Origin of the sequence: Algihabitans sp. (assembly GCF_965226985.1) — a bacterium.
Taxonomy (GTDB): domain Bacteria; phylum Pseudomonadota; class Alphaproteobacteria; order Kiloniellales; family DSM-21159; genus Algihabitans.
Genome location: NZ_OZ245712.1, coordinates 1,280,149 through 1,302,399, shown reverse-complemented (window position 1 = coordinate 1,302,399; position 22,251 = coordinate 1,280,149). Strand labels below are relative to the sequence as shown.

The 22,251-nt window shown below is 64.2% G+C and carries 21 protein-coding genes; 3 read left to right on the top strand and 18 right to left on the bottom strand.

The genetic code is table 11. The features are described from left to right. Positions 1 to 69: 69 nt before the first annotated feature. A complete protein-coding gene (locus ACO054_RS05880; RefSeq protein ID WP_421709510.1) occupies positions 70 to 996 on the top strand; it encodes a hydrogen peroxide-inducible genes activator in 927 nt (308 codons plus the stop codon). 250 nt (positions 997 to 1,246) lie between these two features. Here ACO054_RS05880 and def read toward each other — a convergent pair whose 3' ends face one another. After that, the gene (gene def, locus ACO054_RS05875; RefSeq protein ID WP_421709509.1) at positions 1,247 to 1,753 is read right to left on the bottom strand and encodes a peptide deformylase; all 507 of its coding nucleotides are present in this window, start codon (positions 1,751 to 1,753) and stop codon (positions 1,247 to 1,249) included. Beyond that, on the bottom strand, positions 1,750 to 3,237 hold the full coding sequence (locus tag ACO054_RS05870; RefSeq protein WP_421709508.1) for a BCD family MFS transporter: 1,488 nt from the start codon (positions 3,235 to 3,237) through the stop codon (positions 1,750 to 1,752). Before ACO054_RS05870 ends, def begins: the two co-directional genes overlap by 4 nt. Positions 3,238 to 3,315: 78 nt before the next feature. Here ACO054_RS05870 and ACO054_RS05865 point away from each other — a divergent pair, with 78 nt between their 5' ends. Next, complete coding sequence (locus ACO054_RS05865; RefSeq protein ID WP_421709507.1) at positions 3,316 to 3,705, top strand: hypothetical protein; 390 nt, start codon at positions 3,316 to 3,318, stop codon at positions 3,703 to 3,705. A 480-nt stretch (positions 3,706 to 4,185) separates the two neighbouring features. Here ACO054_RS05865 and ACO054_RS05860 read toward each other — a convergent pair whose 3' ends face one another. Together ACO054_RS05860 and ACO054_RS05855 are read right to left on the bottom strand one after the other, a co-directional pair. Continuing rightward, positions 4,186 to 4,332: a light-harvesting protein gene (locus ACO054_RS05860; protein ID WP_421709506.1), complete on the bottom strand. Its 147-nt coding sequence runs from the start codon at positions 4,330 to 4,332 to the stop codon at positions 4,186 to 4,188. A 14-nt stretch (positions 4,333 to 4,346) separates the two neighbouring features. Further along, positions 4,347 to 4,526 (bottom strand): light-harvesting protein, encoded by a 180-nt coding sequence (locus tag ACO054_RS05855; RefSeq protein WP_375594078.1) that lies wholly within the window; start codon positions 4,524 to 4,526, stop codon positions 4,347 to 4,349. Positions 4,527 to 5,032: 506 nt separating this feature from the next. Here ACO054_RS05855 and ACO054_RS05850 point away from each other — a divergent pair. Further along, complete coding sequence (locus tag ACO054_RS05850) at positions 5,033 to 5,419, top strand: c-type cytochrome (RefSeq protein WP_421709505.1); 387 nt, start codon at positions 5,033 to 5,035, stop codon at positions 5,417 to 5,419. Positions 5,420 to 5,449: 30 nt separating this feature from the next. Here ACO054_RS05850 and bchJ read toward each other — a convergent pair whose 3' ends face one another. The 14 genes from bchJ to bchB form a co-directional block, all read right to left on the bottom strand. After that, positions 5,450 to 6,127: a bacteriochlorophyll 4-vinyl reductase gene (gene bchJ, locus ACO054_RS05845; RefSeq protein ID WP_421710333.1), complete on the bottom strand. Its 678-nt coding sequence runs from the start codon at positions 6,125 to 6,127 to the stop codon at positions 5,450 to 5,452. A gap of 13 nt (positions 6,128 to 6,140) precedes the next feature. After that, complete coding sequence (gene bchE / locus ACO054_RS05840) at positions 6,141 to 7,835, bottom strand: magnesium-protoporphyrin IX monomethyl ester anaerobic oxidative cyclase (RefSeq protein WP_421709504.1); 1,695 nt, start codon at positions 7,833 to 7,835, stop codon at positions 6,141 to 6,143. Between the two features lie 146 nt (positions 7,836 to 7,981). Continuing rightward, positions 7,982 to 9,202: a 5-aminolevulinate synthase gene (gene hemA / locus ACO054_RS05835; protein WP_421709503.1), complete on the bottom strand. Its 1,221-nt coding sequence runs from the start codon at positions 9,200 to 9,202 to the stop codon at positions 7,982 to 7,984. 51 nt (positions 9,203 to 9,253) lie between these two features. Continuing rightward, positions 9,254 to 10,150 (bottom strand): putative photosynthetic complex assembly protein PuhE, encoded by an 897-nt coding sequence (gene puhE, locus ACO054_RS05830; RefSeq protein ID WP_421709502.1) that lies wholly within the window; start codon positions 10,148 to 10,150, stop codon positions 9,254 to 9,256. A 20-nt stretch (positions 10,151 to 10,170) separates the two neighbouring features. Continuing rightward, a complete protein-coding gene (gene acsF / locus ACO054_RS05825; protein WP_421709501.1) occupies positions 10,171 to 11,307 on the bottom strand; it encodes a magnesium-protoporphyrin IX monomethyl ester (oxidative) cyclase in 1,137 nt (378 codons plus the stop codon). After that, on the bottom strand, positions 11,304 to 11,606 hold the full coding sequence (locus ACO054_RS05820) for a hypothetical protein (RefSeq protein WP_421709500.1): 303 nt from the start codon (positions 11,604 to 11,606) through the stop codon (positions 11,304 to 11,306). The genes acsF and ACO054_RS05820 overlap by 4 nt, the downstream gene beginning before the upstream one ends. Next, positions 11,603 to 12,109, bottom strand: a complete 507-nt coding sequence (puhC, locus tag ACO054_RS05815) for a photosynthetic complex assembly protein PuhC (RefSeq protein WP_421709499.1) — start codon at positions 12,107 to 12,109, stop codon at positions 11,603 to 11,605. The genes ACO054_RS05820 and puhC overlap by 4 nt, the downstream gene beginning before the upstream one ends. A 28-nt stretch (positions 12,110 to 12,137) precedes the next feature. After that, positions 12,138 to 12,854 carry a photosynthetic complex putative assembly protein PuhB gene (gene puhB / locus ACO054_RS05810; RefSeq protein WP_421709498.1) on the bottom strand — a complete coding sequence of 239 codons (717 nt, stop codon included), beginning with the start codon at positions 12,852 to 12,854 and terminating at the stop codon, positions 12,138 to 12,140. A 36-nt stretch (positions 12,855 to 12,890) separates the two neighbouring features. Then, positions 12,891 to 13,670: a photosynthetic reaction center subunit H gene (puhA, locus tag ACO054_RS05805; RefSeq protein ID WP_421709497.1), complete on the bottom strand. Its 780-nt coding sequence runs from the start codon at positions 13,668 to 13,670 to the stop codon at positions 12,891 to 12,893. A 41-nt stretch (positions 13,671 to 13,711) separates the two neighbouring features. Next, on the bottom strand, positions 13,712 to 15,163 hold the full coding sequence (locus tag ACO054_RS05800) for a BCD family MFS transporter (RefSeq protein WP_421709496.1): 1,452 nt from the start codon (positions 15,161 to 15,163) through the stop codon (positions 13,712 to 13,714). Continuing rightward, positions 15,160 to 15,891 (bottom strand): magnesium protoporphyrin IX methyltransferase, encoded by a 732-nt coding sequence (gene bchM, locus ACO054_RS05795; RefSeq protein ID WP_421709495.1) that lies wholly within the window; start codon positions 15,889 to 15,891, stop codon positions 15,160 to 15,162. The genes ACO054_RS05800 and bchM overlap by 4 nt, the downstream gene beginning before the upstream one ends. Continuing rightward, entirely contained in the window at positions 15,891 to 16,775 is an 885-nt protein-coding gene (gene bchL, locus ACO054_RS05790; protein ID WP_421710332.1) for a ferredoxin:protochlorophyllide reductase (ATP-dependent) iron-sulfur ATP-binding protein, read from the bottom strand. The genes bchM and bchL overlap by 1 nt, the downstream gene beginning before the upstream one ends. Positions 16,776 to 16,805: 30 nt before the next feature. Next, positions 16,806 to 20,651: a magnesium chelatase subunit H gene (locus ACO054_RS05785; protein ID WP_421709494.1), complete on the bottom strand. Its 3,846-nt coding sequence runs from the start codon at positions 20,649 to 20,651 to the stop codon at positions 16,806 to 16,808. Further along, complete coding sequence (gene bchB, locus ACO054_RS05780; protein WP_421709493.1) at positions 20,626 to 22,248, bottom strand: ferredoxin:protochlorophyllide reductase (ATP-dependent) subunit B; 1,623 nt, start codon at positions 22,246 to 22,248, stop codon at positions 20,626 to 20,628. Before bchB ends, ACO054_RS05785 begins: the two co-directional genes overlap by 26 nt. Positions 22,249 to 22,251 lie beyond the last annotated feature (3 nt).

The window sequence follows — 22,251 nt, the reverse complement described above, 5'->3', positions numbered from 1 at the left end:
AATAGAGGATGGGCGTCCCGAACCGATCGCTCCAATGACTTAATCAAATCTCTCTAATCGGACCCTTCGATGAGTCTCTTGCCATCCATCCGTCAGCTTCAGTACCTGGTCGCCGTTGTCGATCTGCGGCACTTCGGCAAGGCTGCGGAACGCTGCTTCGTCACGCAGTCGACTCTCTCGGCTGGATTGAAAGATCTGGAGCAGGCGCTTCAGGCAACACTCGTCGAACGCACCCAGCGGAAGGTGCTTCCCACCCCCTTGGGAGAGGCCATCGCCAGGCAGGCGCGCGAGGTCCTCGCAGGCGCCGAGGCGATCGTGGACACGGCCCGTTCCGGAGGCGCGCCCCTTCACACCGCGCTTCGCCTCGGTGTCATACCGACCATTGGGCCTTTCATTCTACCGCGCGTGCTCAAGGGACTTCGTAAGGCCTATCCCGACCTCAAACTGTTCCTGCGAGAGGAGCAAACAGCAGCATTGCTGGAGCGTTTGCGGGCCGGCGAGCTGGAAGCCGCCCTGATCGCTCTGCCTTACGATGTCTCCGATTGCGAAGTCATCGAACTGGGCAGCGATCCCCTCTGGCTGGTGGCGCCACCGAACCATCCACTGATCCTGAAGGACTGCGACAGCGTCGCCGTCTCCGACCTTTCTCCGAGAGAGCTGCTGCTGCTCGAAGACGGCCATTGTCTCCGCGAACACGCTTTGGCGGCGTGTCACATGCATCAGGCGCGTCGTAACGAGGGGTATCAGGCAACCAGCCTCTACAGTCTCATAGAGATGGTCGCCAACGGTCTGGGCGTCACCTTCATTCCCGAGATCGCACTTTCGGCCGGGTTGGTTCGAGATACTGACGTCGCCGTGAAGCCGCTGACCGATGGCAGTCCGATCCGACGTCTTGGACTCGTCTGGCGGCGTTCCTACCACCGCCCTGACGACTTGGCGGCGCTCGGGGCCTACCTGAAAGGCAGAATGGCGGGTCTGCGCATCAAGCGGCGGTAAGGTTGTCGCGTTGCGATCCAGTGTGTGAATGGCTCGGTCCACTCGGGCAGCGACCGGTCAACCCCGACCCTGACAGCAGTTCCGTCTCCTCTGCGTCCCGGCGCCAGACTTCCTTCGACGCACTCGCATAGCTCAGGCGGTAGCAACCGGACACGTCGAGTTCGGCCGTCCAGCGCGTTGATATGCGCAGTACCCGCACAACCCGGCGCGAACAAGCCAGGGCGTGGGGCAGTTGAGCGGCGAAATCGACTCAGGCTGCGCGGCGGCGTGCGCGCCTTCCCAATAGGGCACGGAACCGCAACCTCTGAAACAGCGAGAGGCGATCGACGAAGAGCTTGCCGACGAGATGATCCATCTCGTGCTGCAGACAGACAGCTTCCATGCCCATGAGCTCTCGCTCGAAAACGTCGCCCTTGCGATCCTGAGCACGGACCCGGACCTCCGTCGCACGCAGGACGTTGCCGACGACACCGGGCAGCGAAAGACAGCTCTCCTCGACAAGTCCCCAGGCTGTCTTCGAGAGAATCTCGGGATTGACGTAAGCCTGCGGAGCAGACCCATCGCCCGAGAGATCCACCACGAGGACAGCGCGACGATCGTCGATCTGCGGCGCCGAGAGCGCGATTCCCTGAGTCGCCGCCAGGGTCTCTATCATGTTGTCGATCAGCTCGGCCAGGTCGTCGTCGAACCTCGTCACCTTCCGAGACGAAAGACGCAACCGCGAATCGGGATACTCGAGAACATGAAGCCGGCTCATCTTGCCATCCTGTCTCCGGTTTCAATTGGATCCACCAGACGTCCGCGCTCCAGCGATAGGCGCTTCTCGTCGGCAACCACTCCACGGCGTGCCCCGTCGTTGCGTCGGATCAGCGAACTCACGGCCACGACGGTCGCGAGCAGCAGCAGAATCTCCAGTCCGTAGACCGCCAGATACCCCGCCGCATCTCCAAGCTCACCGAAGGCCCCGGTCGCCTTCACCACCGCGTCGACCAGATCGCGGAGAATTCCACCGAGCGCCATCGCGATACCTGCGGCTGTCGCCTGAACCGCGCCCCAGGCGCCCAGCGCGAGGCCAGCTTGCTCCTTGGGTGCCTGGTTCATGGTCGCCGTCAGCGTTCCGTGAGCGAAGACTGCGGCAGCGAAACCGATCAGGAAGTTCCCGATCAGAAAGGGCGCGGAGAGTCCCGTCGGCGCCGCGAGAATCACACAGGCAAAGGCCGGCAGTCCGAGGAGAGCGCCATTGCGGGCCATTCGGTAAGGCTCGCCCCCCCGACCCAGAGCATGCGAGGCGAAGACGAACCCAAGCAGCCCCCCTAACGCAAAGAGCGCTGTGAGCTTGGTCGTCGCGGCGACCTGCCAATTGAGAACCTGACCGCCGAAGGGTTCGAGCAGGATGTCCGCCATCGCGAAAGCCATTGTCCCGAGCCCGATAACGAGCAGCCGGCGCCGCGTCTGCGCGCCGGCGCAAAAGCGCGACCAGGACTCCCGAAACGTCGGATCGGGCGTCGCAGGCGCCGCGCCGCGTGGAGGTCGCCGCGTCTCCTGCTTCCAGACCGCCGCCATGTTCAGCAGCAGGCAAAGAACAGCAGCCCCCTGGACGACCTGCACCAGGCGCCCCGGCGTAAAGTCCGCCAGCAGCGCTCCGAAGATCAAGGCGCTGACGATCATGCCGATCAACAGCGTCACGTACATCATGCCGACGACCTTCGGATGGGACTTCGGCGGCGTCAGATCCGTTGCCAGCGCAAGACCTGCTGTTTGAACCACATGCGTGCCCGCACCAACCAGAAGGAACGCCAGAGCGGCCGCCGACTGACCGATCCAGATCGGCGCGGTGTCCGCCTCGCCCTTACCGGCCAAAACCAGCAGAGCGAAGGGCATGATGGCGAAACCGCCGAACTGAAGAAGAGTCCCTTTCCAGATGAAGGGCACTCGCCTCCACCCCAGTTCGCAACGATGGGTGTCGGACCGATGGCCGATCACTGCGCGGAAAGGTGCGAAGACGAGCGGCAAGGCGATCATGACGCCGACCACCGCCGCCGGCACCCCAAGCTCCACGATCATGACACGGTTCAGCGTGCCGACCAGAAGAACCAGGGTCATGCCGACCGAGATCTGGAAGAGGGACAGACGAACGAGGCGTGCGAGGGAGAGGTCCGGCGTCGCGAGATCGGCGAACGGCATGTAGCGTGGGCCGAGAGAGTCCCACGTCTTCATCAACCGTCGACCCAGATATCTCATCTGCTCTCTCGCAAGAGCCCGGCCGCCCGGGCGGGCCACCTGACAGGGGAAGCGGCGTGCCGATCAAGCGCCGTTACGATGCAGCCCTATCTGCGCCGGATGAGGGTGGCGATTCCCAGGAGCGACGATAGGGGCGTTGGATTTCGGGATAACAGAGGAAAACCAAAGCTGCGCTTCCAAGATCCCTTTCCACTGGAAAGGGTTCGCATCCCAAGAGCCGACGAAAGGGGCGCCGGGTTACTTGAGAGCAGCGGCAAGCCGAAACTCGACCTCCATTCGCGCTTGGGGCTGCTCAAGGTCTTCATACCAAGCAGCGACGAGAAGGGTGTGGCATTCCTGCTCAGCAGACGGAACCCGAAGAGCGAGGAAAAAAACCACGAAGAACTCTTCAACTCGCTAACCGGTGCTGCGCGGCTCAAAGTCGGAAGACCGAGCAAGTCGGAGAAAGGTGATGGATTTCTGGGGTAATAGGCCGGCAGAGAGGCGCTGTCGACGGCCCCGCAGGCCTCCATGATTTCAGTGGCTTGCTGTGCGAACCCGAAGTTGGTCGCGATCGCCACCAGCGACCGTCCCTGCCGCAGGCTACGCACGCAGATCGAGCGATGACGTCCAGCCAGCAGTCCGTCCTCGACCGCAGCACGAACGATAGCTTCCGCATCGGGCTGTGGTGAGACGGACATTCCGGGTTCCATCCCAGGCCCTGCACCAGGCCCTGCCCCAGCTTGCCGTTCCAAAGACAGCACCCGGCAGTTGTTGAAACCAGCCTCCAACAGTTGCGTTGCCGCATTCTGGGCGGCGGCTTGAGATTCGAAAATCCGTACCGTTGGTGTCATGCCGACTCTCCAAATGGAGACCGGCAGGCGCTCCGGACTCTTGCGTCACGCAGTGCGAACGGGTGAGAGCCGGAGGCCCTGCCGCGCCTCAACCGCCTGAGGATACCTCTTGCCGTCAACCGCCCTCGAAAAAGGCCGGGAACCACGAGGTATTCAACAGAAGCGAGAAGTGGACCAAAAACGAGATCACCGCGACGCCCCCGAGGAAAAGGGGAAGCCCCACGGTCGGTTTGACCACACACCAGATTCTTCCTTGGTTCATGACTCAGTCTCCCTTCAGCCGCCCCATGGCGTAAACAGCCATGCCAGCAGGTGAGCAATCAAAGAGATGAAAAAGAACACGCGGGCACCGTCGATGACGTGCTTATGCAGTTCTTCGGACTCTCTGATCGTGAGGCCGGTCGGCCAGATCCGATCAGGATCGTCCAAGTCGGCCGTCTGTATCTCATGGGCCATTGGCACTGTCTCCTCTCACAATCCTGAGCGCCCGCTACCATCCCTTGCAGGCCTTGCTACGTTAATCGCATGGCAATGAAATGTCAATATTGATTGACAGTTATAATTGTTATGCCAGACTTACAGTTCGCCCAAGTGGACAGGGCAACAATCGCAGAAGTTGGCGAGGCGGACGGCACGTATAAGGGCGAACCGGCACGACCATCGGTCTTGCCAAAAACGCTCCATTCGAATGTCTCAAACGATGTCGTCGTTTGCCCGGTGCCGGTTTCCCCGACCAATAGGCTTGAGAAGATACCGTCCGAAGTCCTGGGTCCGGACGCAGTCGAACAAGCCGACAGCAGGCGGCTACAAGCTGAATCGGACTGCGAAGCCGTTTTGCCCCGATCTCACATGTCCATCGATTCTGGACCAGCGCATAACCGGAAGTCTCACGCACTTGTCACCTGGAGAAGACGCTATAGATCAAATTACTCTGTGTTTTTGTAATTAATGGGGGTTCTTCCATGTCCGTGAACAACTATTTTGCGACTGCAGGACTGCTGCTGCTCATGACCACGACCCCGGCGCTCGCTGAGGGCGACGCGGCGGCGGGCGAGCAAGTCTTCAACAAATGCAGAGCCTGCCATACGATTGACGAAGGCGGAGCCGCCCGTGTCGGCCCCAATCTCTACGGCGTCTACGGTCGTCAGGCCGGCAGCAACGAAGACTTCGCGGCCCGCTACTCGCAGGGGCTGAAGGATGCGGGTTTCAGTTGGAACGCAGAGACGCTGCCGAGCTACTTGGCCAATCCGCGCGAAGTGATTCAAGGCAGCCGAATGGCCTTTCAGCTCCGCGACGAACAGGAAATCGCGGATGTCATCGCTTACCTCAAGTCCCAGGGCGGTCAGTAGGCGACCACACTGCCACCTTAGAGGCTTCGGTCAGAAGCGAATTTCGAAGCGGCAGACGTCGGCCCCACAAGCTTGGCACGTCGTCTCGATGCAGTAGGCGTCGGGACTGACGAGTTTACGGAACAGGCGCTCGAAGGTCGCGGCGTAATAGTCGCAGACCGCATGGTCCGCTTCGACGTTCCGAGCAAGCGGACCATCGACCAGAGACAACAGGGTCGGACGCCCGCCCCGACCGGAAAAGCGCCCACCGCCCGCGAAGGTCCAGGCGTTTCTGGCGATGGCATCGACGAGGAGGTGGGACGCAAGACGCGCTGGCAGCAGCCTCAAGAGCAACTGTGCGCTTTTTGGAATTCGGTGCGCGAGCAGATAGTCGGCGGTTCGCTGCCCTGCATCTCGCGCGACGACCCGAGCTCCTCGCGCATCGAGCGCGTGGCGCAGGTGACCGTGCAGGCGGATCGCTTCTCTCTCCGGCACCAGCGACTCTGGAGGCGCCACGAGACGATGCGTGAGGTCCGTTTCCGCAAAAATCCGCGCTGTTTCCTCCGCTCCGACAAAGGCTTCCAAGGCCGCAGCGATCTGCGTCAAGCTATTGGGGCCGATCTGCGCGCCCGCTCTGCACGCAAGCGGTGAGCAGGAGGGTCCTGTTTTGAGAGACTCGAGGAGAGTCTCCGGCTTCGCCTCCGCCTCCGGCAGACGTTTTGCCAGCATCTGAGGCATGGCCCTACTCCGCCGGCCCGACGACCGATTGAGCCGCATCCGCGGGTGGCGTCATGATCGCGTCCTCGAGCTGTTGCTTGCCGCCGCCGCAGGCCATGATCGCCTCGGCTTCCCGGCGTTTCCGTGCACGGGTCGCCTCAGCATCGGCACGCTTGCGGCTGGCATCCTGGAGCGCACGCCAGCCGGTGGCGCCGGCAGCGGTTCCCTCGACGGGCTTGAGGGTCTCCCGCCCCCGACTCTCGTCGAAACCGAAATCGACCGCGCCTTTGGATTGCGGCCCCCAGTAGCCGACCCGACCGAGATCGTAAAAGGTGCGCTTGACGCCCGATTTGAGGAAGGCCTTGAGGCAGCCGAGCATGTAGTTGCGCTTTTCCCGATTGCGGATCCAGGGATAGTCCAGGAAGGACTTGCGCATGTAGAAGCGTCGATAGTTGTTCATCACCCGGTCGAGCAACTCCTCGCGCTCCAGAGCTTCGGGTTTGATGATTGGCGTGACGAAGTTGTACTTCTCGTAGTCGAAGATCTCGACCTTGTCTCCGAGCTCCTGGAAGAGATCGGAGAAAGGCCAAGGTGTATACATCGCCCAGTTGGCCATGTCCGGTTGCCAGTCGAGGGCCATGCGGTAGGTCTCTTCCAGCGTCTCCGCCGTCTCGTTTTCCAGACCGACGATGAACTGCGCTTCGGCGACGATACCGTGTCGGCGCAGAAGCTCGACCGCCTTCTTGTTCTCGGCGACCGTCGTCTCCTTGTTAAAACGGTCGAGCTTAAGCTGCGCCGCCGCTTCGGTCCCGAGCGAGACGTGGATCAGACCGGCGCGGCGGTAGAGCGGGAGATACTCCTCGTCGCGCAGAATGTCGGTAACGCGTGTGTTGATGCCCCAGAGGACCGGCAGATCGCGGCGCTCCAGCTCTTCACAGAACTCGATGAACTTCTTGCGATGTATCGTCGGTTCCTCGTCCGCGAGGATGAAGAAGCCGACGTCGTGATCGCGCACCAACGTCTCGATCTCATCGACCACCTTCTTGGGTTCGCGGACGCGATAGTTCCGCCAGAACTTCCACTGACTGCAGAAGCTACAGGTGAAGGGACAGCCGCGCGCCATGTTCGGTATCGCGACCCGCTTGCCGGTGGGAATGTAGACGTACTTGTCCCACTCCAGCACGCCCCAGTCCGGTTCGATCTTCTCCAGGTCCTCGACCGGCGGCTCCGCTGGCGTCGCGACGATTTTATCGCCCTCCGCGAAGGCGATCCCCCGGATCTTGCGCGCATCGACGGGCCAACGGCCCGCCTCGATCGCACGCGCCAGGTTCTGGATGACCGCCTCGCCTTCGCCGCGCGCGATGACATCGATCCAGGGCGCCTCGCTCAGCACCTGCTGATACATGAAGGTGGCGTGGATGCCGCCGAGCACCGTGACGCAATCGGGATGAAGCTCTTTTGCGAGCTGAAGCGCCCGCTCCGCCTTGTAGATGGACGGCGTGATCGCCGTGGCGCCGACCATGTCGGGCTTCTCCGCCGCCAGCAGTGCGCGAAGCTGCTCCTCCGATAGGTCATCGGTCATGGCATCGATGAAGCAGATGTCGTCGTAGCCCGCGGCGCGCAAGGCACCGGACAGGTAGGCCGCCCAGGCCGGCGGCCAGTTTCCTGCGATCTCGGCCCCGCCCGAGTGATAGTTGGGATGAATGAGAAGAATGCGCATGAACCGGATCTCCCGACTGCGGACCGTCTCATTCACTTAACACCAAGTCCGTCAATTCACATTGACATGCGTCAGAAAGAAGAGGGGCCGCTGCACTTCAGCAACGGCCCTTCGCAGTCGACAAGATCGTGCCTGAAAATCGACGCCTACTCCGCCGCCGCCCTGCGCAGCAGGTCCAGCTGTTTCCAGATGGTTGTGAGGGCGGTGATGAGGTGGTCGAGGTCGCGGTCACTGTGGAGCGGGCTTGGGGTGATGCGCAGGCGCTCGCTGCCGCGCGGCACGGTGGGGTAGTTGATCGGCTGCACGTAGATGCCCCAGTCGTCCAACAGCAGGTCGCTGATCTGCTTGCAGAGGACGGGGTCGCCCACCATCACCGGCACGATGTGGCTGGGGTTGTCCAGGTGCGGGATGCCGGCGGCGTCCAGCCGGCTCCGCAGCTCGGCCACCCGCGCCTGCTGGCGCCGACGTTCGCTCTGGCTGGACTTGAGATGGCGGATCGAGGCCGCCGCCCCGGCGGCGATCGCCGGCGGCAATGCCGTGGTGAAGATGAAGCCGCTGGCGTAGGAGCGCACGAAGTCGCAGAGCGCCGCCGAGCCGGCGATGTAGCCGCCGACCACCCCGAAGGCCTTGCCCAGCGTTCCCTCGATCAGCGTCAGACGGTCGCTCAGCCCCTCGCGCTCGGCGATGCCGCCGCCGCGCGGGCCGTAGAGCCCCACCGCATGCACCTCGTCCAGGTAGGTCATGGCGCCGTGCTTGTCCGCCACGTCGCACAGCTCGGCGATCGGCGCGATGTCCCCGTCCATCGAGTAGACCGACTCGAAGGCCACCAGCTTCGCCCGCCCCGGCGCCACCTGCGCCAGCTTGCGGTCCAGGTCCTCCGGGTCGTTGTGCGCGAAGAGGTGCTTCTCCGCCCGGCTGTGGCGGATCCCCTCGATCATCGAGGCATGGTTCTTGGCGTCGGAGAAGACCACGCAGTCCGGCAGCTTGGCCGCCAGGGTCGAGAGCGCCGCCCAGTTCGACACGTAACCCGAGGTGAAGAGCAGCGCCGCCTGCTTGTCGTGCAGGTCCGCCAGCTCGCGCTCAAGCAGCACATGGTAGTGATTGGTGCCCGAGATGTTGCGCGTGCCCCCGGCCCCCGCGCCGCAGCGGTCCAGCGCGGCGTGCATCGCCGCGATCACCTCCGCGTTCTGGCCCATGCCCAGGTAGTCGTTCGAGCACCAGACCGTCACCTCCGAGGTCGCGTCCCCCCGATAGCGCGTCGCCCGGGGAAAGGCGCCAGCCCGACGCTCCAGGTCCGCGAAAACCCGGTAGCGCCCCTCCTCCCGAAGAGCCGACAACTGGCCCTCGAAAAATCCCTCGTAATCCATAACGCTTCTCTCCCACGTCAGGCTTCGGCTTCAGCCTTAGCTCCGTTCGTGTCATCCGGTGGCCGAAACGCGGCGCTCCGAAAGACCAATCGGCACCGGATGTCTTCCTACAGGATCATCTTGCGGACACACCGCAAGCTGTGTGCTTTCGCGACGTGTATCGTCGCCGTCGGACAGGCGTCCCGGCGCGGCATCACGCAGAGCCCAACGCCAAAGCGCCGCATCGCGCAGCGGCAGAACAAGAAACCAATGCTCGACAACAGCAAGAAGCAACAGAGTCGCCACGAGAACCATGCCAATCGTCTCGAAAAGAGGCGTGGCCGGATCGACAGCTCGCCAGACCGCCAGCAGGAAAGCCCCCGTTCCTGCCGTGACAGTTAGGGCGAAGAAAGGAGTCACCGGTCCCTTCCGGAAGTAGCCGGTCAGGTAGGCCAGGTGAGGCTGCAGGAACTCCTCCGTCATATTGGGGACGCCGAAGTAGATGTTGAGCTTGGCACTCAGGCGCATGATCCAGAGAGCGAGGAAGGTCCAGAGCGCGATCTGGTTGGGAGCCTCCCACAGCAACCAGAAGATCGCACCGGCGGTCAGGGCCAGAGCAAGCTCGTGATAGATCACAGTCGCACTGGCCGAGAGAAGACGCCGGAACCCCACCGCGCCGGGCACACAGGCACGCCTGTTGGGCCCGGTGACGTAGCCGAAAAGAAAGGTCATCTCGTGCCAGGCCCAGACGCCGATGGCGCTGGTGAAGGCGAGATAGACGCCGAAGGGGCTGACGTTGGACCCGCTCGCGACAAGCCCCCAGAGAGCCATGGGCAGCAGCAGCAGTGTCACCGCCGCCATCGACCAGGGGTGACTTGCGCGGGGCAGTCCGACCAGCCAAAGAATCGCCCCGGTTGACCACCACCAGAGAAGAAGCGCGAAGGCTGCGGGCGCGGCGAAGGCTTCCATGACGAGTCCAGCGATCCTCCTTACCAGGCGGGAGCCAATCGGCTTTCCAGCGGCGGGGTATTCGGCTTGGCCGGCAGCAGATAGAGCTGCGCGAGCGTTGCCGCAGCAACGCCGGCCAAACCGACCCGAGCCAGAGCCCCACCGACACCGCCCCGCGCCTTGGCCCGGTCGATCTTCTCAGCCGTCCGGAACAGCCGGTCCATCAAACGCTTGAAGCGCGGATTGTCGATATCGAGGGTCAACGGAAAGATCTGCTTCGAGATCTCCGTGGTGATGCGAAAGACCTGCATGTCGTAGTCGTCGATGTCGAGCCCGAGAGCCGCATGGAACTCCGGCCGGGCGTGGTCGCGCACGTACATCGTCGCGAAGACGGCAAGCAGAAAGAAGCGGATCCACAGCTTGTTCAGGCCGCGCAGCGTTTGGGGCTGCGTGCGCATCAGCAGGGCGAAGGCCTCACCGTGGCGGAACTCGTCGTTGCACCACTGCTCGAACCACTTGAAAATCGGATGGAAGCGGCGGTCGGGATTGCGCTGGAGATGCCGGTAGATCGCGATGTAGCGCGCATAGCCGATCTTCTCCGACAGATAGACCGCATAGAAGATGAACTTGGGTTGGAAGTAGGTGTACTTCTTGGTCTTCGTCAAAAACCCGAGATCGACGCCGATCCCGAAGTCCTTGAGAGAGTCGTTGATGAAACCGGCGTGGCGCGCCTCGTCGCGACTCATGTACTTGAAGAGGTTGATGATGTCCTGATTAGTGCCGCGCTTGCGCATCTCCGCGTAGAGCACGCAGCCGGAGAACTCGGCTGTCAGAGAAGAGATCAGGAAATCCATGAACTCCTTGCGCAAGCCCTCGGGTAGCTCTTGGATCTGGGCCGCCCAATCAGGCTCGCGCTTGAAATGAGACCGGTTGCGGTCCTCGGCGAGTTCCGCGATCAGCGCATCCCATTCCGCGCGCACCGGACTGACGTCCAAAGCGTCCAGGGCGTCGAAGTCGGTGGTGTAGAAACGCGGGCTAAGAAGCGTATCTTCCTGAGCGCGTAAGGTCGAATCGCTCGGAGCGTTCTGGGCGCAGGCGTCGATGCCGTTCTTCGCCAGCTCCGCCTTCACGTATTCGTTGTCCGCTGGGACGATGTGACGTGCCGCACGGCTGCTCATAGCTTCCTCCTGTCGCTGAAACTGATGTCCAGCAGCTCCATGAATTCGAGATTTCCGACCAGGCGGGTCCAGACACGCTCCAGCCATCCGGCACGCACGACTGTCGCGCGTCGCTGCAGCGTAAAGGCCTCTCCGTAGTCGGCCTGGATGGTGTCGCCGTGGACCCGCACGGCATCGCCTGGCTGGAGATCGCCTTCGCGTGCCAGCTCGACGTGGGCGTGCAAACTGTCGAAGGTGTTGGCGACCTCCACGGTGCAGGGCACCTCGACCTCGCGGCGACCGAACAGAGTAGCGATCATTGGGTCGTCTCCTGAGCTGAAGGCTTGGCGGCGGCACTCTGAGACGCCGCCGCCTCGATGATCCTCACGAAGGTCTCGATCTGGGTGGGACCGAAGGCGTTGACCTCGACCTCGCGTCCGGTCGCAAGATCCCGCAGGGTCAGCCGACCGTCCGACCAGCTGGTCAAGCGGAAGGGAATGTCCTGACCGATGGACTCCAACTTGCGGTCGCGCGCCAGTCCCCGCATGACCCCACGCGCAAAACCGTTGGTGCCTGGATCGAGCGCAATCACGGGATCGCCGCTCGCGGCGCTGGCGATCACGACGGACCCGTCCGCCTGATCCGCGAAGGTCAGGTCATAGGCGGCTCGCGGTGTCGCCTCCGGATTGCGCACAGTCCCGAAGTCCGTCAGGCGACCCACCAGCGCAATCACAATCGAAAAGGTGATGAGCGCCGCCGCAGCCCAGAGCATGCCCTTCGGAAAGGGTTTCGGGTGATGAAGATGCTGAGTCTCGGCAGTCATGGACGGAGGTCCTTCTCGGCTTCCGGCTCTATTCGGCCGCAGCTATGGACATTGGGGCAGGCAATGGATCCTTCTGCGTCGCTTCTGCGCGGCGTCGTGCGGTCCGCGACGGTACGGTCTCAAAGCTGTCCTTCTGCATCGCGGCCCGCTCGGTCGCCTGACGTTCTGCCAAAGCGCCGGCCAAAGCCTCCCCAAGAATGCGCCCGGGCTCCTGAACCGCCGGCAGGCCACGCAGCATTGGCTGGACACGGCTAAAGCACCAAGGGCGGGCATGCGGCCAGATATGCAGGTACGCCAGACGATCGCGGCCGAGCAAGGAGAGCACGATATCGCCGCTGCCATCCCCGTAGCTCTTAAGGTCCGCAGAGCCGATGCGCGAGAAAGGCAGGTTCACGGTCATCGGCAAAGCGATGCCGAAGCGCATGGCCACACGCCGGCTCGTGATGCTGTAGATCGTCGTCCGCGCCGTCAGCCAGGCCAGACCGCAGAGCAGACCCAGCGCGAGAGCGGCAATCGGAACCAACGCCAAGCCTTCCAGCAACGCGGCGCCGAGAGGCTGAGAGTCGCTGATGGCGGATAGGCTCCACCAAATCGCGAAGATGCCGAAGTAGGCCGCGACCCAGCGCAGCTTGAAGCAGCGCCGCGCCAAACTTTGCCATCGCGGCCGACCTTGCCACAGCAGCCGCTCACCCTCCGGCAGCTTACCCGGCAGACCGGGGATTTCTTCGATCTCAATCTCACACATCGTCCTAGCTCCCTATCGCCACTGCTTGGCGATATCTCAAACCAAGGGCCCCATCCGTGACGGCTCGGCGTAGAGGTAGCCGCCGGCGTAGTAGGCCACGACCTTCTCTTCCTCGAGCAAGGTGACCTCGATGGGCGACTTGGTCCGAGGTACGTTGGCGAACTGATCGCTTCGAATGGAAACGACGCGGACGTAGGCCGGGTAGCCGGTCAGCTTCGCCATCGCCATCGGCAACAACAGCGCGCCCCCGACGCCCGGAACCTCCGGATGACCGGCCAGCTCGACCTCCAGGTAGCGGATCATCTGCTCCCCATGATCAATCCAGACGTCCTTAACAGTGCCGGCAACGGCGCCGTCGCAGCCTTTGACCGGCAGACCGCGCGGATCGGTATCCCCCTTGGCGATCATGAAGTCCGGGAGGCTGCGCATCGGCGCGATCTTGGCGTGACCGTCGGCTGTCCGCTCGACCACGTCCCGGCGCTCCGCCCAGGAGGCGGGACCAACACCGTCGATCATGGGATCGCCGGTCGGCTCGAAAGGTGCGCCGGACCAGGCCTGGGTCGGTGCCAGCTTCAGCTCGCGCGTGTCGCGCCGCATGGAGTCCGTCTGCTCCCCGCTGGCCAGCGTGAAGACCTTCTTCGAAGGGATCAGAAGAGAGTCCGCGTCGTATGGTTCGCCCGTGAATTCGGACTCCAGGGGGTAACCCTCTCGCCGATCCTCGCGCCGGAGGTAGAAGATCAATCCGGCGAAGAACAGCCAGAAGGTATAGAGAACGACCTGAGCCACATCGATATGGCTGGTGATGCTGGCTGACATGATATCTAGCCTCCTCGATCAAGAGCAGGTCGATCCGCCGGCTATCCCGGCAAATCGGCCAAACCGAATCTTTCTGGCCTGCGCAAAGGCACCGCTGAGACGAATCTGTCCGTCCGCACGAGCGGACCGATGGCAATCAAGGCCGCAAACAGCAGCAGAATTTCCAGATGGTAGACCACCGAATAGCCGATGGCCGGATCGGTCAGCGCCGGTCCCAGCGCCCCAACCGACGCCAGGTGACCGACCGTATCACGCAGCAGACCGCCCAACGCGATAGCACCACCGGCCGCCGTCGCCTGAACCGCGCCCCAGACCCCCAGCGCCATCCCCGATCCAGCGATCTTCGTATCCGCGATCGCCATGGCCGCCGTCAAAGTCCCGACCGCCAGCAGACCGCCGCCGAAACCGATCAGGGCAGTGCCGGCGCGGAACAGAGCGGCAGACTCCAGCGGGGCGGCGAAGATGACAGCGGAGAAGGCGGCGATGCCGCTGAGCATGCCGAGGGCCGCCAGACGGAAGGGATCGCCACCGCGGCTGAGGTGCCGCGCCGCAAGCGCGAAGCCGACCAGCGAACCACTGGCAAGGATCGCCGTCAGCAGGGTCGTCGCACCGACGGTCAAACCCAGAATCTCCCCGCCGTAAGGCTCCAGGAGAATGTCCTGCATGGAAAAGCCGGCGGTGCCGAGAAACACGGCGATCAATAGGCGCTTGGTGCGACCGCCGTCGCTGATTCCGGTCCAGGCCTCGCGGAACGTGGGGCGCGGAAGGTCCCGTCGTGTCCGCTCCGGATTGCGCGCCTCCTGTTTCCAAAGGGCGATGACGTTCAGGACGACGGTGACTGCGGCCGCCCCCTGGACGATCTGGATCAGCTTGACCTGGCTGAAGTCGGACAACAGCAATCCGAACAGCAAGGCGCTGACCACCATACCCAGCAGGAGCATGACGTAGAGCAGCGCGACCACGCGCGGGCGAGTCTCCGCCGGCGCGATGTCGGTGGCCAGAGCCAGGCCCGCCGTCTGCGTCGTATGCAGACCCGCACCTACCAGCAGGAAAGCCAGCGCGGCGCCGATGTGACCGAGCACCTCGGGTCCGTGGACAACGTCCGCCGAAAGTACGAGCAGCGCGAAAGGCATGATCGCCAGTCCGCCGAACTGCAGCAGAGTCCCCATCCAAATGAAAGGAACACGCCGCCATCCGAGCGCGGACCGATGGGTGTCGGAACGGAAGCCGATCAACGCCCGCAGCGGCGCAAAGATCAGCGGCAGCGCCACCATCACCGCCACCAATCCCGTCGACACGCCGAGTTCGACGATCATCACGCGGTTGAGGGTGCCGGTCAGCAGGACGACGGCCATGCCGACCGAGACCTGGAACAGAGACAAGCGCAGCAGACGACCGATCGGCAACTCCTGGCTGGCCGCATCGGCGAAGGGCAGGAACTGCGGCGTGATCCGCATCCAGGACCCGGTGATCTGGGCGCGCAACCAGCTCATCGAACGACAGGTTCCCCCTTGATCGATTCCCCCTTGACCAGTTCCTGAGCTTGCGAGGTGTAGAAGCCGCTTACGATCCGCTCGCTGCGTCCCGCGTGCCAATCTCTCAAGTCGGGCGCCCGTGCGATATGGGCGCGCAGGCTGCTCGGGCCGACCGGCTCGATCGCCGGTGCCCGGTCGCCGCGCGGGAAGAGCTGACCGGCCGCATGCATCGCGCTCAACAGCGGCGTGCGCGGCGCGAAGGTGAAGAGCAGCGAACCGCCCGTCCGCTCGCCGAGCCGGGCCAGTGCCTGAACGGTATCGCCGGGCTTGTAGTGAATGAGCGAGTCCATCGCGACCACGTGGTCGAACGACCCCAGCGCCGGGTCCAGCATGTCCCCGACCCGGAAGTCGAGACGTGCAGGATCGACGTCGTCGGGCAACCTGTCTCCTGCCAGACCGACCAGGGTCGGCGAGACGTCGACTGCCACGACCTGCGCGCCCCGGCGCGCCGCCTCGACCGACAGCAGACCGGTCCCGCAACCGGCATCGAGCAGGCGCAGGCCCGTCAGGTCTTGGGGTAGCCAGGACAGTAGGGTCGCGCGCATCCGTTCGCGCCCTGCCCGCACCGTCGCTCGGATCCGGCTGACCGGGGCGTCGGAGGTCAGGCGCGCCCAGGCCTCAACCGCCGTCCGGTCAAAGTAATGCTCGAGCTGTCCCCGGCGCGTGGCGAAGGTCGCGGTCGGCATCAGTTGAATCCCAGAAGATCGAAGATGTCGCGATCCTTCATCGGCGTCGCGAGCAGAGGATCGCGACCGTCCCAAAGAATTTGAGCCAGGCGCAGGTACTCGTTCTGGACGGCCTCGACTGCGGGCGTCGTCTCCATCTCGAAGAGCGTGCACTTGCTCAGGCGCGAGCGTCGGATCTCGTCCAGGTCCGGCAGGTGCGCCAGAACGTCGAGCCCGACCTTGGCATTGAACTTGTCGATCTGGTCGGTCGCGGCCGAACGATTGGCGATGACCCCGCCGAGGCGGACATCGTAGTTGCGCGACTTGGCCAGGATGGCGGCGACGATACGGTTCATCGCGTAGATCGAATCGAAGTCGTTTGCCGTGACGATCAGCGCCCGGTCGGCATGCTGCAAAGGGGCCGCGAAGCCGCCGCAGACGACATCGCCCAGCACGTCGAAGATCACCACGTCGGTATCTTCCAGCAGGTGATGTTCCTTCAAAAGCTTCACCGTCTGGCCGACCACGTAGCCGCCGCAGCCCGTCCCGGCCGGCGGACCACCCGCCTCGACGCACATCACGCCGTTGAAGCCCTCGTAAACGAAGTCCTCGATCCGCAGCTCCTCCGAGTGGAAGTCGACGGACTCCAGAACATCGATGACCGTCGGCATCAGCTGCTTGGTCAGGGTAAAGGTGCTGTCGTGTTTCGGATCGCAGCCGATCTGCAGCACCCGCTTGCCAAGCTTCGAGAAGGCGACAGAGAGGTTCGACGAGGTGGTCGACTTGCCGATGCCGCCCTTGCCGTAGACCGCGAAGACCTTGGCCTTCCCGATCTCCAGGCTCGGGTCCATCTCGACCTGAACGCTGCCTTCGCCGTCGGCACGCTTGGGAAGAACGCTGGTCATGCTGCCCATCAAGGTCACTCCCTAAAACGGTTATGCGGTGGCACCGCCGGCCGCCTGCGTCGGCAGAGAACCGGCCGCGCTGTCTGCTATCCCCTCCAGACGATCCTCAAGCTCCTCGCCGGCCTGACGCAGAGCTTCGAGTGTTGAGTCGTCGGGGCTCCAGTATTGGCGTTCGTGCGCTTCCAGAAGGCGGTTGGCGACCTTGGCCAAAGCCTTGGGATTGAGGTCCGCCAGGCGGTTGCGCATCTCGGGATCGAGGACGAAGGTCTCGCTGACCTGGCTGTAGATCCAGGGCTGCACCTGGCCCGTCGTGGCCGACCAGCCGACGGTGTTGGTCACGGTCGCCTCGATCTGGCGCACGCCCTCGTAGCCGTGCTTCAGCATGCCCTCGTACCAGCGCGGATTGAGAATGCGGGTGCGGGTTTCCAGCGCTACCTGTTCGCCGAGGGTGCGCACCGTACCGTCGCCACGCGTCTGATCGCCGATGTAGACTGGGACGGATCCGCCCTGAGCCCGCTGGACCGCTCGCCCGATTCCGCCAAGGGTGTCGAAGTAGTGGTCGACCGTGGTCACCCCGACCTCGACAGACTCCAAATTCTGATAGGCCAAGGACACGTCGGACAACATGGACTGCAGCAGGTCGCTCTGACGCTCCGGCTGACCGGAGCGGCCGTAAGCGAAGCACTTGCGTCGGCTGTAGGTCTCGGCAAGCTCGTCCTCGTCGCTCCAAGCTCCACTTTCGATCAATTGATTGACGTTGGAGCCGTAGGCACCGTCAGCGTTGGAGAAGACTCGCAAGGCCGCCGTCTCGAAATCGCAGCCGTGCTCGGCCTGATACGCCAAGGCATGGCGGCGCACGAAGTTCGCCTCATGCGGCTCCTCAGCACTTGCAGCCAGCCAAGCGGCTTCGGCCAGTAGCTTTGTCTGTAACGGCAGTAGGTCGCGGAAGATTCCCGACAGCGTTACGACGACATCGATACGCGGCCTGCCGAGTTCCTCCAGCGACAGCAGTTCGGCACCGCAGAGCCGGCCGTAACCGTCGAAGCGCGGTTTGGCGCCGAGCAATGCCAGGACCTGACCGATCGGCCCGCCCTCGCTCTTGAGATTGTCCGTCCCCCAGAGCACGAAGGCGACAGAGCTGGGCAGCGCATTGCCATCGGCCAGATGGCGGTCCAGCAACCGCTGTGCCTGACGGCGGCCGTCGGCGACGGCGTAGGCGCTGGGAATGCGGAAGGGATCGAAGCCGTGCAGGTTACGCCCGGTCGGCAGAACCTGCGGCGTGCGCAGCAGATCGCCACCCGGAACCGGACGGATATAGCCACCCTCTAGAGCATGCAGCAGGCCACGAATCTCGTGATCACCCTGCATCTTGTCGTTCGCGTCGGCCAGGTCGGACAGCACCGCGATCCGGTCTCGATCTTCGCCGTGGCCGTCGATCCGCGCCGCCTCCTCCGGCGTCCGGCCGGCCAGCAGGGCTGCGACTGCCTCCTGCGACGGGGCGGTCGTGGGCTCCAGTTCGGCCATTGCATAAAGCAACTCGCCGCGCTCCTCGACGCTCGGCGCCTGTCCAACCACATGCAGGCCGTGCGGGATCAGCGACTGTTCGATCTCGCTCAGCTCCTCGTGAAGGCGGCCGATGCGCGAGGTCGCATCGCCGTTCCAGAGGGGCTCGGGCTCAGCCAGGTCGACCTCGGCGGCCTGAGCCTGGATCAGGGCCGCTAGATCCGCCTGCTCCAACTCCGCATCAGGGGGAAGACCACGCCAGTGGTCGAGGGAGGCACGCAGATCGCTCAGTCCCCGGTACAGACCGGCATGAGTGACCGGGGGCGTCATGTAGGTCACCGTCGTCGCAGCGGAGCGACGCTTCGCAATGGTCCCCTCCGAGGGATTGTTGGCGGCGTAGAGATAGAGATTCGGCAGGGCACCGATCAGCCGGTCCGGCCAACAGGCGCCCGACATGCCCGTCTGCTTGCCCGGCATGAACTCCAGGGCGCCATGGGTGCCGAAGTGCAGGACGGCATGGGCGCCGAAGTCCTCTCGGAGCCAGCGGTAGAAGGCGCTGAAGGCGTGCGTCGGTGCGAAGCCCTGCTCGAACAGCAGGCGCATGGGATCGCCCTCGTAGCCGAAGCCCGGCTGGACACCGACGAAAACCTTGCCGAAGTGTGCGCCGAGAACGAAAAGGCTGCGGCCGTCGGTCTGTTGACGGCCGGGCGCCGGTCCCCAGGCCTCCTCGATATCCTTCAGCCAGCGCTCCCGACGGACATGATCGTCGACCGGGATATGGGCCGCCACATTGGCGTCGGCACCATAGAGTTGGGCGTTGCCTTCGAGCAGGTGGCTGCGCAGCGCGTCCACCGAGTCCGGCAGCTCGACGTCGTAACCCTCGTCCCGCATAGCCTGCAACGTGGCGTGCAGCGAGGCGAAGACATCGAGATAGGCTGCCGTGCCGGTCGCGCCGCTGTTGGGCGGGAAGTTGAACAGCACGATGGCCACCTTGCGCTCGGCCACCGCGGCCTTGCGCAGGGCCACGAGCTTCGCCACGCGCGCCGCCAAAGCCTCGGCCCGGTCATGGCAAACGTGCATATCCTGGGCGCCTGCTGCTTCGAAACAACAGTGGCGCTCGCAACCCTGACAGAGTTCGCCGGATCCGGAGGAGCGGCCGCCGAAAACGGCTGCCCCGGTGGCACCGTCCAGCTCCGGGATCGCGATCTGGATGGTCGACTCGACCGGCATGAGGCCGCGGTTGGAGTTGCCCCATTGCTCCAGACTCTGGAACTCGACCGCCTGAGCGGCGACATAGGGCACGTCGAGCGCCGCCAGCATCTCCTCAGCAGCCTCGGCATCGTTGTAGGCCGGCCCGCCGACCAGAGAGAAGCCGGTCAGAGAGACGACGGCATCGACCGTTGGCCGACCGTCACGCAGGAAGAAGGCCTCGATCGCTGGACGCTGGTCGAGCCCGACGGCGAAGGCGGGGACGACCTCAAGCCCCTCAGCCTCCAGCGCAGCGATCGCACCGTCGTAGTGACCGGTATCGCCCGCCAATACGTAGGATCGCATCAGCAGCAGCCCGACCCGACCCTGACGCTGAGCCGGCTTGAGACGGGGTAGCTTTCCAGGCTGCTCCACGATCTGAGCAGCCAAGCGCGGGTGATAGAGCCCAAGGTCTGGATAGTCGAGCGGCGGCTTGGCAGGCAGCGTGCCGCGCAAAGCGCTGCGCGGACCGGCAGCGTAGCGATCCACCAGGAAACGGACCAGTTGCACGACGTTGTGCTCTGAGCCAGCGAGCCAGTACTGCAGAGTCAGGAAGTAGGCCCGCACGTCCTGTGCCGTGCCCGGGATGAAGCGCAGGATCTTCGGGAGCCGGCGCAGCATGGCGACCTGCTTCGCTCCGGCGCTCGCCCCCTTCGCCTCTCCCTTGGTTTTTCCGCCGCGCAGACGCTTGAGCAGCGCCAACATGCCGCCCTGATTGCTGCCGTCCATCGCGAAACGGCCGAGACGCGTCAGCTTGACGATCTCGCTCGCCGAGATGCAGCCCACCATGGCATCGCAGGCTTCGCGGCGCGCCTGCAGATCGGGGAGAATCGCCTGAATGTGCTCCTCGACAAAAAGCATGCAGGCGATGACGATATCGCCCTGCGCGATGTCGGCCTTGCAGCGAGCCAGAGAGTCCGAATCGTTGGCCCAGTCGGTGGCCGCGTGAAAGCCGAACTCCAGTCCCGGAAGGTCGCGCTTAAGCGTTGCGACAGCACGCTCGGCGGCGCTCGCGAGATGTCGGTCCAGCGTCACCAGAACGACGCGCACGGGAATGGAGCCGCCCGACGTGATCGGGGCCTTCGTGGCGCGCGTGGCGCTATTTGCCGAAGTGGGCTTTGGCATCGTAGAGCGTCTCGACAGTGATGGCGGCGATGCTTTGCTGTGCAGCGAAGCGTTCGGTGTTGCGACGCGCCTTCCCGCGCACGAAAAAGGGAATCTTGCCGAGTTCCGACTCGGCCTCGGCAGTCCAGACCGGCGCCACCGGCTCGCTCGTACCGGACGTCTCTTTTTGTGCGGGCTCGCTGTGCGCCGGTGCAGTCTTGTGAGACAGCGAGGGCTCGTCGGTTTCGGTCGTACCGTCGGACCGCTTGCCGCCGTGGCCCAGGTGCGATCCGCCCGCCGCGTCGTTGAACTCGAAGTCCTCGCGGAACATACCGAGCAGGTGCTCTTCCAGCCCCATCATCAAGGGATGGACCCAGCTATCGAAGATCACGTTGGCCCCCTCCCACCCCATTTGAGGGGCGTAGCGGGCCGGGAAATCCTGAACGTGCACCGGCGCCGAGATCACGGCGCAGCCGATGCCGAGGCGCTTGGCGATGTGCCGTTCCATCTGCGTGCCGAGAACCAACTCCGGCTGCAAAGCCTCGATCCGGGCCTCGACCTCCAGGTAATCCTCGGTTATCAGAGCCTCGACCCCGTAGCCTTCCGCGGCCGCTCTGACCTCGCGCGCCATCTCGCGGCTGTAGGTGCCGAGGCCAACAACCTCGAAGCCCAGCTCTTCTTGTGCGATCCGAGCAGCGGCCACGGTGTGACAGCCATCGCCGAAGACGAAAACGCGCTTGCCTGTCAGGTAGGTGGAGTCGATGGAGCGCGACCACCACGGCAAGCGCGATGGGGCGCCGGCCAAAGCCGCACTCGGATCGACGCCAGCCAGCTCCCCGACCTCGGCCAAGAAGTCGCGGGTGGCACCGATACCGATCGGAACGGTCCGGGTGTGGGGCTGACCGAAGGTCCGCTTCAACCAGCTGGCGGCCGTCTGCGCGATTTCCGGATAGAGCACCACGTTGAAATCGGCTTCGCCCAGCCGCGCCAGGTCGGCCGGCGTCGCGTTCAAGGGCGCGACCGTCCGCACCTCGACGCCGATCGACTGCAGCAGCTTCGTCACCTCCAGCACGTCGTCGCGATGGCGAAAGCCCAACGCGGTGGGGCCGAGCAGGTTGCAGCTTGGCCGCGTTCCGGCTTCGCGCTGCGGCCGAACTGTTCCGGGTGCCGGTGCGCTCGGGCCGGCCAGCGTGCGGACCATCTGATAGAAGGTCTCCGCCGCGCCCCAGTTCTCCTTCTTCGAGTAGGAGGGCAGCTCGAGCGGTACGACTGGCACCGACAGCCCCAGGGCCTTGGCCAATCCGCCGGGGTCGTCCTGAATCAGTTCTGCCGTGCAGGAGGCCCCGACCATCAGGGCCTTCGGTTGGAAGCGCTCGACCGCTTCAGCGGCTGCCGTCTTGAAAAGTTCAGCCGTGTCGCTGCCCAGGTCGCGCGCCTGGAAAGTCGTGTAAGTCACCGGCGGCCGGCGGTCGCGCCGCTCGATCATGGTGAACAGCAGATCCGCGTAGGTGTCACCCTGGGGCGCGTGCAACACGTAGTGTACGTCCTGCATGGCCGTCGCGACGCGCATGGCGCCGACATGCGGCGGTCCTTCGTAGGTCCAGACGGTGAGCTGCATGAT

Coding starts and splice junctions, on each gene's coding strand:
- bchJ (WP_421710333.1), bottom strand. CDS start 6,127: ATGCTGGCAAAACGTCTGCCGGAGGCGGAGGCGAAGCCGGAGACTCTC.
- def (WP_421709509.1), bottom strand. CDS start 1,753: ATGAGCCGGCTTCATGTTCTCGAGTATCCCGATTCGCGGTTGCGTCTT.
- bchL (WP_421710332.1), bottom strand. CDS start 16,775: ATGACCAGCGTTCTTCCCAAGCGTGCCGACGGCGAAGGCAGCGTTCAG.
- ACO054_RS05820 (WP_421709500.1), bottom strand. CDS start 11,606: ATGATCGCTACTCTGTTCGGTCGCCGCGAGGTCGAGGTGCCCTGCACC.
- puhC (WP_421709499.1), bottom strand. CDS start 12,109: ATGACTGCCGAGACTCAGCATCTTCATCACCCGAAACCCTTTCCGAAG.
- bchB (WP_421709493.1), bottom strand. CDS start 22,248: ATGCAGCTCACCGTCTGGACCTACGAAGGACCGCCGCATGTCGGCGCC.
- ACO054_RS05785 (WP_421709494.1), bottom strand. CDS start 20,651: ATGCCAAAGCCCACTTCGGCAAATAGCGCCACGCGCGCCACGAAGGCC.
- ACO054_RS05880 (WP_421709510.1), top strand. CDS start 70: ATGAGTCTCTTGCCATCCATCCGTCAGCTTCAGTACCTGGTCGCCGTT.
- ACO054_RS05850 (WP_421709505.1), top strand. CDS start 5,033: ATGTCCGTGAACAACTATTTTGCGACTGCAGGACTGCTGCTGCTCATG.
- bchM (WP_421709495.1), bottom strand. CDS start 15,891: ATGCCGACCGCGACCTTCGCCACGCGCCGGGGACAGCTCGAGCATTAC.
- puhB (WP_421709498.1), bottom strand. CDS start 12,854: ATGTGTGAGATTGAGATCGAAGAAATCCCCGGTCTGCCGGGTAAGCTG.
- ACO054_RS05865 (WP_421709507.1), top strand. CDS start 3,316: ATGCAGCCCTATCTGCGCCGGATGAGGGTGGCGATTCCCAGGAGCGAC.
- hemA (WP_421709503.1), bottom strand. CDS start 9,202: ATGGATTACGAGGGATTTTTCGAGGGCCAGTTGTCGGCTCTTCGGGAG.
- ACO054_RS05800 (WP_421709496.1), bottom strand. CDS start 15,163: ATGAGCTGGTTGCGCGCCCAGATCACCGGGTCCTGGATGCGGATCACG.
- bchE (WP_421709504.1), bottom strand. CDS start 7,835: ATGCGCATTCTTCTCATTCATCCCAACTATCACTCGGGCGGGGCCGAG.
- ACO054_RS05855 (WP_375594078.1), bottom strand. CDS start 4,526: ATGGCCCATGAGATACAGACGGCCGACTTGGACGATCCTGATCGGATC.
- acsF (WP_421709501.1), bottom strand. CDS start 11,307: ATGAGCAGCCGTGCGGCACGTCACATCGTCCCAGCGGACAACGAATAC.
- puhA (WP_421709497.1), bottom strand. CDS start 13,670: ATGTCAGCCAGCATCACCAGCCATATCGATGTGGCTCAGGTCGTTCTC.
- ACO054_RS05860 (WP_421709506.1), bottom strand. CDS start 4,332: ATGAACCAAGGAAGAATCTGGTGTGTGGTCAAACCGACCGTGGGGCTT.
- ACO054_RS05870 (WP_421709508.1), bottom strand. CDS start 3,237: ATGAGATATCTGGGTCGACGGTTGATGAAGACGTGGGACTCTCTCGGC.
- puhE (WP_421709502.1), bottom strand. CDS start 10,150: ATGGAAGCCTTCGCCGCGCCCGCAGCCTTCGCGCTTCTTCTCTGGTGG.